General features: G+C 44.7%; 12 protein-coding genes and 3 tRNA genes. 10 read left to right on the forward strand and 5 right to left on the reverse strand.

Translation table 11 applies throughout. The features are described 5' to 3' along the window. Positions 1–25: 25 nt before the first annotated feature. From BQ8005_RS04110 to BQ8005_RS04120, 3 genes are read right to left on the reverse strand one after another with little or no spacing between them, the layout of a single operon-like run. A complete protein-coding gene (locus BQ8005_RS04110) occupies positions 26–1,201 on the reverse strand; it encodes a n-acyl-d-glucosamine 2-epimerase (protein ID WP_075317151.1) in 1,176 nt (391 codons plus the stop codon). A 23-nt stretch (positions 1,202–1,224) separates the two neighbouring features. Then, the gene (locus BQ8005_RS04115) at positions 1,225–2,625 is read right to left on the reverse strand and encodes a sugar porter family MFS transporter (protein ID WP_075317152.1); all 1,401 of its coding nucleotides are present in this window, start codon (positions 2,623–2,625) and stop codon (positions 1,225–1,227) included. A 17-nt stretch (positions 2,626–2,642) separates the two neighbouring features. After that, on the reverse strand, positions 2,643–3,737 hold the full coding sequence (locus tag BQ8005_RS04120) for a DUF4434 domain-containing protein (protein WP_075318924.1): 1,095 nt from the start codon (positions 3,735–3,737) through the stop codon (positions 2,643–2,645). A 187-nt stretch (positions 3,738–3,924) separates the two neighbouring features. On the opposite strand from BQ8005_RS04120, the gene BQ8005_RS04125 reads away from it, so the two are divergent. Continuing rightward, positions 3,925–5,133: an ROK family transcriptional regulator gene (locus BQ8005_RS04125; protein ID WP_075317153.1), complete on the forward strand. Its 1,209-nt coding sequence runs from the start codon at positions 3,925–3,927 to the stop codon at positions 5,131–5,133. 35 nt (positions 5,134–5,168) lie between these two features. Next, the gene (locus BQ8005_RS04130) at positions 5,169–6,917 is read left to right on the forward strand and encodes a bifunctional metallophosphatase/5'-nucleotidase (RefSeq protein WP_075317154.1); all 1,749 of its coding nucleotides are present in this window, start codon (positions 5,169–5,171) and stop codon (positions 6,915–6,917) included. Between the two features lie 197 nt (positions 6,918–7,114). Here BQ8005_RS04130 and BQ8005_RS04135 read toward each other — a convergent pair whose 3' ends face one another. Next, positions 7,115–7,699, reverse strand: coding sequence for a Crp/Fnr family transcriptional regulator (locus tag BQ8005_RS04135; protein WP_021847715.1), 585 nt, complete (start codon positions 7,697–7,699; stop codon positions 7,115–7,117). A gap of 366 nt (positions 7,700–8,065) precedes the next feature. Here BQ8005_RS04135 and BQ8005_RS04140 point away from each other — a divergent pair. From BQ8005_RS04140 to BQ8005_RS04175, 8 genes are all read left to right on the forward strand, one after another. Then, a tRNA-Ser gene (locus BQ8005_RS04140) sits at positions 8,066–8,152 on the forward strand. Positions 8,153–8,169: 17 nt separating this feature from the next. Next, positions 8,170–8,241 (forward strand) — tRNA-Glu (locus BQ8005_RS04145). A 6-nt stretch (positions 8,242–8,247) separates the two neighbouring features. Then, positions 8,248–8,320 (forward strand) — tRNA-Lys (locus BQ8005_RS04150). Positions 8,321–8,596: 276 nt separating this feature from the next. Beyond that, positions 8,597–9,013, forward strand: coding sequence for a methylmalonyl-CoA epimerase (gene mce / locus BQ8005_RS04155; RefSeq protein ID WP_021847717.1), 417 nt, complete (start codon positions 8,597–8,599; stop codon positions 9,011–9,013). Positions 9,014–9,126: 113 nt separating this feature from the next. Next, a complete protein-coding gene (locus tag BQ8005_RS04160; RefSeq protein ID WP_075317155.1) occupies positions 9,127–10,680 on the forward strand; it encodes an acyl-CoA carboxylase subunit beta in 1,554 nt (517 codons plus the stop codon). A 42-nt stretch (positions 10,681–10,722) separates the two neighbouring features. Continuing rightward, a complete protein-coding gene (locus tag BQ8005_RS04165; protein ID WP_075317156.1) occupies positions 10,723–11,655 on the forward strand; it encodes an OadG family transporter subunit in 933 nt (310 codons plus the stop codon). Between the two features lie 24 nt (positions 11,656–11,679). Then, the gene (locus BQ8005_RS04170) at positions 11,680–12,120 is read left to right on the forward strand and encodes an acetyl-CoA carboxylase biotin carboxyl carrier protein (protein ID WP_075317157.1); all 441 of its coding nucleotides are present in this window, start codon (positions 11,680–11,682) and stop codon (positions 12,118–12,120) included. Between the two features lies 1 nt (position 12,121). After that, positions 12,122–13,282 (forward strand): sodium ion-translocating decarboxylase subunit beta, encoded by a 1,161-nt coding sequence (locus BQ8005_RS04175; RefSeq protein WP_075317158.1) that lies wholly within the window; start codon positions 12,122–12,124, stop codon positions 13,280–13,282. 406 nt (positions 13,283–13,688) lie between these two features. Here the strand turns inward: BQ8005_RS04175 and nqrF are convergent, their stop codons facing one another. Further along, positions 13,689–14,957 carry an NADH:ubiquinone reductase (Na(+)-transporting) subunit F gene (gene nqrF / locus BQ8005_RS04180; RefSeq protein WP_075317159.1) on the reverse strand — a complete coding sequence of 423 codons (1,269 nt, stop codon included), beginning with the start codon at positions 14,955–14,957 and terminating at the stop codon, positions 13,689–13,691. Positions 14,958–14,974: the final 17 nt, after the last annotated feature.

The raw sequence follows: 14,974 nt of genomic DNA on the forward strand, positions 1-14,974 counted from the left end.
ATTAAGGTTAATAATATTTATTAGGCTAACACTTTTCACTTAATTCCTCCAACACCTTCCAACACTGATACAGTCCGCGAGGAACATGGAAGCAACCTTTCCACTTGCCACCCTTCAAAGGTAACAGCACCTCACCGCGACGGTTCAGATAGCCATACCATTCGGGATACTCCTGGTCTTTGAAGTGAGACCATACATAATCGTGTACCTTCTCAAACCATTCCAGACATTGCCGGTCGCCCGTCAGGCGATAGCCTTTCAGCAACGAAATCAAGGTTTCGATATGAACCCACCAAAGTTTCTGGTCCCATTCCAGCTGCTGGGGAGGATTGCCCAAACGGTCCATGAAGTAGTAGATGCCACCGTACTGCTTGTCCCAACCATAGTTGAGCATGCTCAGTGTGATGTTCTTGGCCTTCTCTATCAGGTCCGGACGATTAAGGCGCTTACCCAAGTCCATAATGAACCACATGGCCTCGATGGCATGGCCTGGAGTAACCTGACGACCTTCGAAAGAGTCGGACAATGAACCGTCAGCTAGCACATTCTCTACAATAATACCACCTAACTCAGGACGATAGAATACGTCCATCACTTCGTGGATGCAGGTATCCATGGTCTTCACCAGGAAATCTTCGTCGAGCAAGTGCTCTATTTCCAATGCCAGGTTGCAAAGAATCATAGGAAGGGCAAAGCCTTTCAAGTCACGGGTCCCCGGATGGAGCTTGTTCCACTTGCCTTTCGGATTATCCACCTTAGACAAGATAATGTCGAAAGTCTTCTTGGCTATATCGGCATACTCCTGATTGCCGGTGGCAAGGCTCAACTGACCGAAAGCCATTGTGGCAAACGTATAAGAGAAAATATTGTAGGGCTCTACCAAGGGACGACCTGCGCGGTCGAGAGAAAAATACCAGTTGTAATGACCGTCATGCCCGTATTTCTTCAGGAACTCACCGCCTTGAATGGCACAGTCGAGCCACTCCTGGCGTTTCTCTACCTTGTTGTAGAGCATGGCAAACATCCAGACTTCGCGGCCTTGCAACCAGATAAACTTATCTGTATCGAACACTTCGCCATTGCGTTTCAGGCAAGTGAAATAGCCACCAAACTCCTTATCCTGGGAATGCTGCAACCAAAAAGGAAGCACATTCTCCATAAACTCTGTTTTGTACTGTTCAGCTAATTTCTTGAAATCCATAATTATATATTTTATTAGGTCGATTATTTTTTCATCCAATAACGTTCTATTTCTTCAAGCGACTTGCCGGTAGTCTCGGGTATCAGTTTCCATACAATCAGCATGTAAGGCACACACATGAGGGCAAACAGCAAGAATGTTCCGGCGGGGGTAAGATTTTGGAGCATCCAAGGAGTAAGCTGTCCTACCAGATAAGTGCCAACCCAAAGGGCGAAGCCGGCAATGGACATGGCCATACCGCGAATGCGAGTGGGATACATCTCGGACAACAGGACAAAGATGACCGCTGAAATGGATATGGCACAACAGAATACATAAAACAAGAAGAAGAACAGCAAGAAACTGTTGGGCAAGCCCAGCGAAGCCGAGAAGCGGAAATAGAAACCTATCAGCAACAACGAAAGCACCATGCCCGATACACCATAGTAAACAAGCTTCTTGCGGCCTACCTTATCAATGATGAAGACGGCTATCACCGTCGTCACGGCATTGACCAAGCCCACCAACACCTGACTGAACAAGGCATCGCCACCCGAAAGGCCGGCTTCTTCAAAGATAGAAGGGCCGTAATAGAGCACAGCATTCACACCCATAAACTGACCCAAAATGGCTATGGCAGCACCAATCAGCACAGCCTTGAAAATGCCTGGCTGCAGAAGGAATTTCCAATCGGATTTAGTCTCAGACTGAACCACCGACTTCGTTTCATCCAACTGTCCCTGAGCATCTTGAGCGGAAATATAAATCCGCTGAAAGACTCCGAGGGCACGTTCGTCGTACTTTCTGAGAACAAGCCAGCGTGGACTTTCGGGAATAAAAAGTACCACCACGAAGAACAGCAGGGAAGGAATACTAGACAATCCCAACATGCCTCGCCATACTTCAGACACGAAAATGATGTGCATCCAGCCATCGCCCAATGCCGCACCACTTTGAGAGTAATGGAGAAGCTGGTAATTGGCTAAATAGGCGCCCAAAAAACCCAGCGTCACTGCTAACTGGTAGAGGGAGACTAAACGACCGCGATAGCGGGCAATAGAAACTTCGGATATATAAAGCGGTGAAACAATGGAAACCACGCCAATGCCCACACCACCCAAGATGCGGGCAATGACGAGCTGGTCGAAGCTACCCGTGAAAGCGCAGCCAATGCCCGACACGGAAAAGAACAAGGCGGCAATCAGCATTGTCACCTTGCGCCCGCAGCGGTCGCTCAACTTACCGGCAAACAACACACCGATAATGGAGCCTACCAAGGCACAACCAACAAACCAGCCGGTCTGTATCTGGTCGAGACCAAACTGTTCAGTCACTTGGGAGATAGTGCCCGAAATGACAGCTGCGTCATATCCGAACAAGAAACCGCCCAAGGCAGCCACGACAGAAAGGAATATCAAATAAGAAAAATTTATATCAGATTTCATACCTATTAAAAAAACTATTATTCAATACCAAAATATTCTCTATATCTATCGTACAGATGCCCCGCCTGCAAATAAGCTGACTGTGGACTCATAAAATGAGAAAACTCAAAAGTTATAGCCTTATCATATCCTGCACGTTTGGCGGCTTCCAGTTTCATTCGCAGCTTATCAAATTTTATTGGGAAGAATTTAATTGGCATATCACGGTCAAATGATTCTGCATTAGTCCAACACTGCATACCATATTTATCTGCCAACTTTTTATTAACGGCAAAAAAAGCATCCAACTCATCATAATCAATATGCCCATCCTGAAAAGCACATGCATCTACAACATCGTGGATACCATCAAAAATTTCATTCCATTCTTTCTCATGTTGTTGCACAGACACTGCTTCTTCTTTTGTTAGCTTATTGCCACTGGCCATTACAGCTTTCTTCCCGTCAATCCATGGCGATATAAATGTAGGAAGACCTCCTGACACATCCTTGCATTGTTTTCCCATAGCATGAAATGCATCAATAGCTCCTTTGGTTGCACGACTTATCTCGCCACTGATATACCACCCTCCAAAACTTTTGTAACGTTTCCCATACGACTCCCAAACTTCTTCTATCACATATTTATTATCTTCTATTTCCCAACTCAAGTCACCAGTATCCCAATAGCGTCCCGAATCGTAAAGACCAAAGTAGAACTTCATGCCATACTTCTCGGCTAACTTCAGAAACATCTCCAGCAAATCAACCGAAGGCATATAGCAACCTTTCCCCAACAGATACTTGGAAGGATAAGTGATAAACTTCCGATAACCAGAACGAATCATGATGACCGTATCAATACCAATGGCTTTCATATATTGAAAATCTCGATCCCACTCTTTCAGCCCCCAATTCTGATGAGGAATATCATGAGAAATTTCATCCAAAAAAGTACCTGTTATCTTCAACCCATCAGACTTAAGCATCACCCCTCCATTCTTGTTTGTCATTTCCCAAATTTCACTATCCGACGAAGCTTTCAATAATGACGGAGACAGCAACAAGGACGCACCTGCCATGATGGACTTTTTTAGAAACTCTCTACGATCACCAGTGTTTTTCCTATCCATATTTTTCATTTTTATATTAGAACGTCACAAATATAAATACAATTTTATTAATAGCAAAATATTTAATAAAATATTATATTAGATAAACGATGAATAATGAAATAATATGATATACATAAAATTATTAAGCGATATATATAATAAAACTTTTTAGTATCTTTGTAGCGAACCTCATAATTTTGATGATATGGCACAAGCGTTACTAAAAGAAATAGAAATTGGTAGTAAAAATGCTCTCCTTAAAAAGAGAATTATTACACATTATATATATAATGGAAGTTCAACAATTACGGATCTAGCCAAAGAGCTAGATTTAAGTGTGCCTACTGTAACCAAATTTATATCGGAAATGTGTGAAGAAGGCTACATTAATGATTATGGTAAACTAGAAACCAGCGGTGGGCGTCACCCAAGTATATATGGATTAAATCCTGAATCTGGATATTTTATAGGAATAGACATTAAAAAGTTTGCTATAAATATAGCTTTAATTAACTTCAAAGGGGATATGTTAGAATTAAAATTGAATATCCCTTATAAGTTTGACAACACACCGGAAGCTTTGGAAGAGCTATGTAAGTTAATCAGAAATTTCATAAAACAGATAAAAATAACCCCTGAAAAAATTATGAATATCTGTATCAACATTTCCGGTCGGGTTAATCCAGAATCAGGGTACAGTTTTAGCATGTTTAACTTCTCAGAACGTCCATTAGCTGAAGTATTAACCGAAAAGATCGGCTTCCCAGTCTGCATCGACAACGACACACGCGCCATGACCTACGGAGAATATATGAAAGGAAGTGTTACGGGAGAAAAAAATATCATTTTCGTCAATATCAGCTGGGGACTAGGCATTGGAATAATTATCGACGGGAAAATATACACGGGGAAATCGGGCTTTTCAGGAGAATTCGGACACGTCAATGCGTTCGACAACGAAATCATCTGCCACTGTGGTAAAAAAGGATGCTTGGAAACAGAAGCTTCGGGTAGCGCTTTCCACCGAATATTCCTGGAAAGAATAAAGAACGGTGAAACCTCCATCCTGTCCAACAGGCTTAAAGAAAAAAATAAGCCGCTCACATTGGACGAACTAATCGAAGCTGCATGCAAGGAAGATCCGCTATGCATAGAAATTGTAGAAGAAATCGGCCAAAAATTAGGCAAACAAATTGCAGGACTCATCAATATCTTCAACCCGGAAATGGTAATAATCGGTGGGACCCTTTCACTGACGGGAGATTATATCACCCAACCCATTAAGACAGCCGTCCGAAAATATTCACTTAATCTGGTAAACAAGGATTCTGTCATTGTCACATCCAAGTTAAAAGATAAAGCCGGCATCATCGGTGCCTGCATGCTGGCCAGAAGTCGAATGTTTGAAGATTAAATCACTAAAAGTTAATTACATATCATCATTTTTATATGAAAAAGAGCCATCTTATTCTAAGCATATTCCTGTTGCTGGCAACCTTTACATGGGCTCAACAGCGAATCGTAAAACTAAAATTGGTACAAACCAGTGACGTGCATGGGAATTATTTCCCCTACGACTTCATTCTCCGCCAAGATGCAACAGGCAGTTTGTCGAGAGTTTGTTCCTATGTACGCCAGGAACGCAAAGAGTATAATGACCGACTAATCTTACTGGACAACGGTGACATCCTCCAAGGGCAACCCACAGCTTATTACTATAATTATATAGATACAACAGCTACACACCTATGCGCCGCAATGATGAACTTTATGGATTATGATGCGGGCAATATGGGTAACCACGACATAGAAACGGGCCGTACCGTGTTCGATCGCTGGGCATCAGACTGCCACTTCCCTATCCTCGGAGCCAATATAATAGAAACAGCTACAGAACAACCTCATTTTAAGCCCTACATTATACTGGAGCGCGATGGAATAAAGATAGCCATATTAGGAATGATAACTCCAGCTATTCCAGCTTGGCTATCGGAAAACCTATGGCGTGGCCTGCGTTTCGATGACATGGAGGAAACAGCCCGCCATTGGATGACGGTTATCCGCGAACAGGAAAAGCCAGACCTAGTAATAGGCATCTTCCACGCAGGACGCAACGCCTATGTGATGAATGGTAAGTATAACGAAAACGCTTCGGCCGACATAGCACGCCACATACCCGGTTTCGACATAGTAATGATGGGCCACGATCACGCTCTAGCCTGTGAAAAAGTAATCAATGCAGAAGGTGATTCAGTTCTGATCATCAACCCAGCCAATAATGCCTCAGTAATCTCTTCCGTAGACGTAAAGCTGACACTACAGGATGGGCACGTAACCCAAAAAGAAATTTCTGGCGAACTTGTACGGATGGACAGCTACGAGCCAGATGCGGAGTTCATCAGTCATTTCGCCTCACAACGTAAAGACGTGGAACAATTTGTATCCAAACGAATAGGCCAATTTACTGAAAGTATTTCTACACGACCTGCCTATTTCGGTCCCTCAGCTTTCATCGACCTCATACACCAGCTCCAACTTGCAATTAGCGGAGCCGACATCTCATTGGCCGCACCTTTGTCTTTTGATGCTGAAATAAAAGCGGGCAATATTTTCGTAAACGACATGTTCAGCCTTTACAAATACGAAAACATGCTATATACCATGAGTCTTTCCGGGAAAGAAATCCGTGGCGCCCTCGAGATGTCGTACGCCTTATGGACAAATCGCATGAAGTCTGCCGACGATCCACTCCTCTTGTTGCGTACCCAACCGCGTGAAGGCGCAGCGGACCGTGCTGTATTCCAGAATCCCAGCTACAACTTCGACTCAGCAGCAGGTATCCTCTATACTGTAGACGTAACCAAACCCGAAGGCGAAAAAGTGCATATCCTAAGTATGGCTGACGGCACTCCTTTCGACGAAACAAGAATGTATAAAGTGGCAGTCAACTCCTACCGCGGCAATGGTGGTGGCGAGCTGCTGACTAAAGGGGCCGGCATTCCACAAGACGAATTGGGAAAACGCATCCTCTCATCCACAGACAAGGATTTGCGTTACTATCTGATGAAGTATATCGAACAGCAGCAAACCATTTCACCTAAAGCCTTAAACCAATGGCGCTTTATTCCTGAAACGTGGACAAAAACAGCTTCACAACGTGATTACAACAAATTGTTCGGGAATGAAAAACAACCGTAACCCGCATACAACAAAAAGAAACAGGTTCCGAAATTCGGAACCTGTTTCTTTTTGTACCCTTTTAAAACCAATTCTCTCTCTTCTATAAAAACTAAATTCTCCTATTGTTTTTGCGATGCAAAAGTACTCACAACTTTCCATTGTGCCTTTGACATAAATCAAAAAGAGTTTTTTTCAAAAACAAAGAAATCTTATTCTTATAAAATACCCGAACGAACCCGGCTTAATGTCTCTGGCGTCATCAACAGATAAGAGGCAATATGTGAGAGAGGAGCCCTTTTAACCACTTCTGGCTGCGATTGTAACAATTGATTATAACGCTCACGAGCCGTTTCAAAACGCCACGAATCAGCTTTAATCTGAGAAGTAATGAGCGAAAACTCCAAAATCTTCCGATAGAACATATTAACTTCCCATGAAGTCTCTGCCAACAAATTCAACTTCTTGTGATTCAGAAGATAACCAGTGCCGTCTTCCAGGGCCTCTATCATCAAACGGGTAGGTTCCTGTTTCAACAAACTTTCGATACACATAACGATACAGCCTTCATAAGAAAAATGCTCAGTCACATCTTTTCCGTTTTTATAATAAAATTGGCGTACCATACCCTTTCCTACAATCATAATATCATGACTGACTTGTCCTTCGGAAAGAAGAATTTCTCCCTTTTCAAAATCTTTTCTCACCAGAATCTCTTCAATGAGCTTTCGACCTTCAGGATTCATGGTCGGATATCGGGAATTCACCGCTGCATTTACAGTTTCTTTTAATAAAGTATCCATTTGCAACTTCTGTTCTAGGTTTAGCAGGCACAAAGATACATAAAGGTGAGAGCAGAGACAAATGAAAAACAGAGTTTTTCTATTTGATTATACCGAAGCGTGTCTTACCATATTAAAAAAGGATGAAAATCGAAAGCAGAAAAACGAGCCTACCGGAGTATTTTTGCCAAGGCTCTTCTGATCTTTGTATTTTCCGCTTTTACAATCTTCAATCTGCTACACTTTTTTATCAGACTTATATTTTTGAGAGTTAACAGATTAGCGATTGAAATAAAAAATCCACGAAAAAAATATGTTCAAAAGGTTTGCACAGTCCAAAACTTTCTCTACCTTTGCAGCGCATTTCGAAAGAATGCTGGTCACTAAGGAAGTTTGGGTGAGTGGCTGAAACCAGCAGTTTGCTAAACTGCCGTACGGGTTACCGTACCGGGGGTTCGAATCCCCCAGCTTCCGCAACATTTTAAATAGTTGGTGGATTCGTCTAGCGGCTAGGACACATGCCTCTCACGCATGGAACACGAGTTCGATTCTCGTATCCACTACAAATTGCACTCTTAGCTCAGTTGGTAGAGCAACTGACTCTTAATCAGTGGGTCCAGGGTTCGAATCCCTGAGGGTGTACTACAAGTCCTGAAGATTGAAAAATCTCCAGGACTTATTTATTACCCCCCTCTTTTCTTAAAAATAGCCTACCCGAAAAGGCTTCAGAAACTCTATTTGCACCCTAATTTAATTGAGGAAAAATTTCTCTATTTTGCAAGAAATGACTTACTTTGTACCAAGTTTCATGGATTTTTAGAATCTGAGTTCTTCGGTCAACTTGGAACTCCTGTATTCGGAAACCGGGAACAGAGAATTCAAACCCGTATTCTATTTACGATTAAAAAGAATAAAGTTATGAAGATTTCACACATTGAGCATTTGGGCATTGCTGTAAAAAGCATCGAAGAAGCCCTTCCGTATTATGAAAATGTTTTAGGACTGAAGTGCTACAACATTGAAACTGTTGAAGATCAGAAAGTAAGAACCGCCTTCTTGAAAGTTGGCGACGTGAAGATTGAACTATTGGAACCGACTTCTCCGGAAAGCACTATCGCCAAATTTATCGAAAAGAATAACGGAAACGGCGGTATGCACCATTTGGCTTTCGCTATCGAAGACGGCGTAGCCAACGCATTGGCTTCAGCCGAAGCAGCTGGAATCCGTCTGATAGACAAAGCCCCCCGCAAAGGTGCCGAGGGACTGAACATTGCATTCTTACACCCGAAATCAACTTTAGGTGTACTGACTGAACTTTGCGAGAAACCCGAATAAAGAAGTAATGAGCTACCAGCTACAAGCGATAGATCGTTTTTATACTGAGTGGATGCTTGTAGCCGGTAGTTTGTAACTAAACCAAATCATACATTACTAAAATTCTAATAACGATGAGCAATCAATTAGAGAAAATCAAAGAGCTTATCGACCGTCGCGCTGTAGCGCGTCAGGGCGGTGGTGAAAAGGCTATTGCCAAGCAACACGAAAAAGGTAAATATACAGCCCGTGAGCGTATAGCCATGCTGCTGGACGAAGGCAGTTTCGAAGAGATGGACATGTTCGTTGAACATCGCTGCACCAACTTCGGCATGGAGAAAAAACACTACCCGGGCGATGGTGTCGTAACCGGATGTGGTACGATCGATGGCCGTCTGGTCTACATTTTTGCACAAGACTTCACCGTTTCAGCTGGTTCATTGTCTGAAACCATGTCACTGAAGATATGCCATATCATGGACAAAGCTATGCGTATGGGCGCTCCAGTTATCGGTTTGAACGATTCAGGTGGTGCACGTATTCAGGAAGGCATTAACGCTTTGGCAGGATATGCTGAAATTTTCCAGCGCAACATCCTGGCATCAGGTGTCATTCCTCAGATTTCTGGTATCTTCGGTCCCTGCGCCGGTGGTGCAGTATACTCCCCTGCCCTGACCGACTTTACACTGATGATGGAAGGTACATCTTATATGTTCCTTACCGGACCGAAAGTTGTAAAAACCGTAACCGGTGAAGACGTAAGCCAGGAAAATCTGGGTGGCGCAAGCGTACATTCCACGAAGTCTGGTGTAACTCATTTTACTGCCGCTACAGAAGAAGATGCGCTGGCTTTGATTCGCAAGCTGCTAAGCTACATTCCTCAGAATAACCTTGAAGAGGCTCCCTACGTTGACTGTACAGACCCTATCGACCGTTTGGAAGATTCGCTGAATGACATTATTCCCGACAGCCCCAACAAGCCGTATGATATGTACGAAGTAATTGGTGCCATCGTAGACAACGGCGAATTCCTGGAAATCCAGAAAGACTACGCAAAGAACATTATTATCGGTTTCGCCCGCTTCAACGGACAGTCAGTAGGTATCGTAGCCAACCAGCCCAAATATCTGGCCGGTGTATTGGATAGCAATGCCTCTCGCAAGGGTGCACGTTTCGTACGTTTCTGCGATGCCTTTAATATTCCTATCGTATCATTGGTAGACGTACCGGGCTTCCTGCCGGGTACTGGTCAGGAATACAACGGTGTCATCCTGCACGGAGCCAAACTGCTTTACGCTTACGGCGAAGCTACTGTACCTAAAGTTACAATCACATTGCGTAAATCCTACGGTGGTTCACACATCGTTATGAGTTGTAAACAACTGCGCGGCGATATGAACTACGCATGGCCGACAGCCGAAATCGCCGTAATGGGTGGTGCTGGTGCTGTAGAAGTATTGTATGCAAGAGAAGCTAAAGAACACGAAAATCCAGCTCAGTTCCTAGCCGAGAAGGAAGCAGAATACACGAAGCTGTTTGCCAACCCGTACAACGCAGCCAAGTATGGCTACATCGACGATGTTATCGAACCGCGCAATACACGTTTCCGCATCATTCGCGCCCTGCAACAGCTGCAGACTAAGAAACTCACGAATCCGGCCAAGAAGCATGGAAATATTCCTCTCTAAAGAAGAATGAACTATTAGTAAATTGATAATAAAATCGAATTTATGAAGAAACTTAATATCGGAATATTTCTTTCACTGGCGCTGGCACTGGGCTTCTTCACTTCCTGCGGGGAAGAGAAGTCGAACAGCAAGTTGCTGCTGAACGAAGTGCTCGTAAACAATGTGAGCAACTTCCAGGACGACTACGGCATTCATAGCGCATGGATCGAGATATTCAACAAATCGTATGGAAGCGCCGACCTGGCAGGATGTTACCTGAAATTCAGCAGCCAGCCGGGCGACACCGTTTCCTATTTCATCCCGAAGGGAGACGTACTGACCGTGGTTAGACCTCGCCAGCATGCCTTGTTCTGGGCAGACGGCAAACCCAACCGCGGAACATTCCACACTAATTTTACACTGGATCCTCAAAACAGCAACTGGATTGGTCTTTATGACTCGGGCCGCAAGCTGTTGGATCAGGTAGTGATTCCGGCCGGAGCATTGCAAGCCGACCAGTCTTATGCCCGTGTAAACGATGCAGCAGCCGAATGGGAAGTAAAGGGTGCCTCAGACGACAAATACGTAACGCCAAGTACCAACAACAAGACTATCGACAGTAATGCCAAGATGGAAAAGTTTGAGCAACACGATAGTGTAGGTATCGGTATGGCTATTTCAGCCATGAGCGTAGTATTCCTCGGCCTGATCCTGCTCTACATTGCTTTCCGCATCATCGGCAAGGCATCTGTCAGCCTGAGCGCACACAATGCAATGAAAGTAAAAGGTATCACCGACAAACAGGAAGCCAAGGAAAAACAGCTGGGACGCGCTCCGGGCGAAGTCTTCGCTGCCATTGCTATGGCTATGCATGAGATGCAGAACGATGTACACGATGTAGAAGACACCGTACTGACCATCACCCGCGTAAAGCGCAGCTATTCACCATGGAGTTCCAAGATTTATACGCTGCGTGAGACGCCGCACAAAAAGTAAAGTCACCTCTAAAAAAGTCAAACGATGAAAGAATATAAGTATAAGATTAACGGTAATGTATACAACGTTACCATTGGAGACATTGAAGACAACATCGCCCACGTAGAAGTGAACGGTACTCCCTACAACGTGGAAATGGAAAAGGCCCCCAAGAAGGCTGTAGCCGTGAAACCTGTAGTACGCCCTGTACACACAGACGCACCTACTGCTCCCACTACTCCTATCGCTAAACCTGCAGCTGTATCGGGTGGCAAGTCTGGCGTAAAATCTCCGCTGCCAGGTGTTATTCTCGACATCAAAGTAAATGTTGGCGATGCCGTTAAGAAAGGCCAAACCATCATTATCCTGGAAGCCATGAAGATGGAAAACAACATCAACGCCGACAAAGACGGTAAGATTGCAGCCATCAACGTTAACAAAGGAGACTCTGTTCTCGAAGGTACTGACCTCGTAATTATCGAATAATATGGGAGAATTTATCACATTCATAGGAAACAACCTGGCCGATTTCTGGGGCTATACGGGCTTTGCTAACGCAACGGCAGGCCACATCATCATGCTCCTGGTAGGTTTGTTTTTCATTTACCTGGCAGTAGCCAAGGAATTCGAGCCGATGCTGCTGATTCCTATCGGATTCGGTATCCTCATCGGCAACATTCCCTTCAACATGGAGGCTGGCCTCAAGGTGGGCATCTATGAAGAGGGTTCTGTACTCAACATTTTGTACCAGGGAGTAACCTCCGGTTGGTACCCGCCGCTCATTTTCTTGGGTATCGGTGCCATGACGGACTTCTCGGCTTTGATATCCAATCCGAAGCTGATGCTCATCGGTGCAGCTGCCCAGTTTGGTATTTTCGGCGCCTATATGATTGCCCTTGCTATCGGTTTCGACCCGATGCAGGCTGGTGCCATCGGTATCATCGGCGGTGCCGACGGTCCGACAGCTATCTTCCTGTCGTCTAAACTGGCTCCAAACCTGATGGGTGCAATTGCCGTATCGGCCTATTCCTATATGGCTCTGGTACCGGTTATCCAACCGCCTATCATGCGTCTGCTCACTACGAAGCACGAACGCCTGATCCGTATGAAACCTCCACGCGTTGTTTCTCACACGGAGAAAGTCATGTTCCCCATCGTAGGCCTGTTACTGACTACGTTCTTGGTACCGTCCGGTCTTCCTTTGCTGGGTATGCTGTTCTTCGGTAACCTGTTGAAGGAAAGTGGTGTAACCCGTCGTCTGGCTAACACAGCCAGCGGTCCGCTGATCGATACAATCACGATCTTGCTGGGTCTTACGGTAGGTGCTTCTACCCAAGCTTCCGAATTCCTCACATTCGACTCTGTGAAGATCTTCGCACTGGGTGCCCTTTCGTTCGTCATCGCTACCGCATCAGGTGTCATCTTCGTGAAGATATTCAACCTCTTCCTGAAGAAAGGCAACAAGATCAATCCTCTTATCGGTAATGCCGGTGTATCCGCTGTGCCCGACTCAGCACGTATCTCTCAAGTGGTAGGTCTGGAATACGATCCGACCAACTACCTGTTGATGCATGCCATGGGTCCGAACGTAGCTGGTGTAATCGGTTCGGCTGTAGCTGCCGGTATCCTGCTGGGCTTCCTGATGTAAGCCTGTATATAAAGAACAAAACATATGAAAAGAGGGGCATTCAAAAATGTACCCTCTTTTCTTTTTCATCATAATATAAATTTGCCATAACTAGCAAAGACTTCCACAAACACTCTATAGTCTCACAGCTCCATTAAAAACATCTATCCCTCCTAAATTATAAGATGTTCAAAGGGCAAAAAAAGAATCATATCTCACCTTCAAGCATCAAACAGATAGACTCTAATCTATCTACAATGCCTCACCAATATCCAGAATCAAATCTAGATGAGAATTCTTTAATATAAAGAATTCATATATACAACTTACTCACACCAATAAGCGAACGTGCATATCTTACGACATAAAAAAGCGCGGATGGCAGAAGCCATTCGCGCTTTTCTTATTATTAACCGGGATAAACAAATTATCCGCCGAAGTTATCGTACATAATGCTAGCAGATTCGACACCCAGACTATCAAGCATGTTGACTACAGCCTTAGACATCGGACCAGGACCGCACATGTAATATTCAATATCTTCAGGAGCTTCATGATCCTTCAGATAAGTGTCGTACATAACGGTGTGAACAAAACCCGGAGTGTACTTCACGCCTGCTGCATCGGCTGCAGGATCGGGACGGTCGAGTGCCAAGTGGAAATGGAAGTTGGGGAACTCCTTCTCAAGTCCGAGGAAGTCATCCAGATAGAACACTTCGTTCAAGGCACGAGCTCCGTAGAAATAGTGCATTTCGCGATCGCGTGTATTCAATGTCTTGGTCATGTGCATGATCTGTGCACGGAGCGGAGCCATACCGGCACCACCACCAACCCAAATCATTTCTTTCTTGGAATCAAAATGCGGATGGAAGTCACCGTAAGGACCACTCATGATAACCTTGTCACCCGGCTTCAGGGTAAAGATGTAAGAAGAAGCAATACCCGGATTTACATCCATAAAGCCGCTACGATCGGGCTTGAACGGAGGAGTAGCAATACGCACAGTCAGCATGAATACATCGCCCTCGGCGGGATAGTTAGCCATAGAATAAGCACGTACAGTAGGCTCAGGGTTGACGCACTTCAACGGGAAGAGACCGAACTTCTGCCATGCAGGTAAATATTCATCGCCAATCAGACTCTTGTCGATATCCTTATCATAGTCCATCGTGAATGCGGGAATCTTGATCTGTGCATAAGAACCCGGCAAGAAGTCCATGTGGGCACCAGCGGGAAGCTGCACCTTGAATTCCTTGATGAAGGTAGCCACGTTCTTGTTGGAGATAACCGTACATTCGTATTCCTTTACACCCAGTACGCTTTCGGGCACCTTAATAGACATATCACCCTTCACTTTCACCTGGCAGCCCAAACGCCAATGGTCTTTCTGCTGCTTGCGGCTGAAGTGAGGAACTTCGGAAGGCAGGATTTCACCACCGCCTTCTACAACCTGACATTTGCACTGGCCGCAAGATCCCTTACCACCGCAAGCGGAAGAAAGATAGACGCCATTGACAGCCAATGTGTTCAGCAACGTGCCACCGGAAGCAACATCCAGCACCTTGTCGCCGTTCATGGTGAGTTTTACATTACCTGAAGGCACCAAGAATTTCTTGGCTACCAACAGAATTACAACAAGCAGAAGAACCACCACGAGGAATACTCCAATGCTTGCCAATATCATATTCATATCCATTGTCTTATTCCTTTCTT

Source organism: Bacteroides togonis (assembly GCF_900130135.1).
GTDB classification, from domain to species: Bacteria; Bacteroidota; Bacteroidia; order Bacteroidales; family Bacteroidaceae; genus Bacteroides; species Bacteroides pullorum.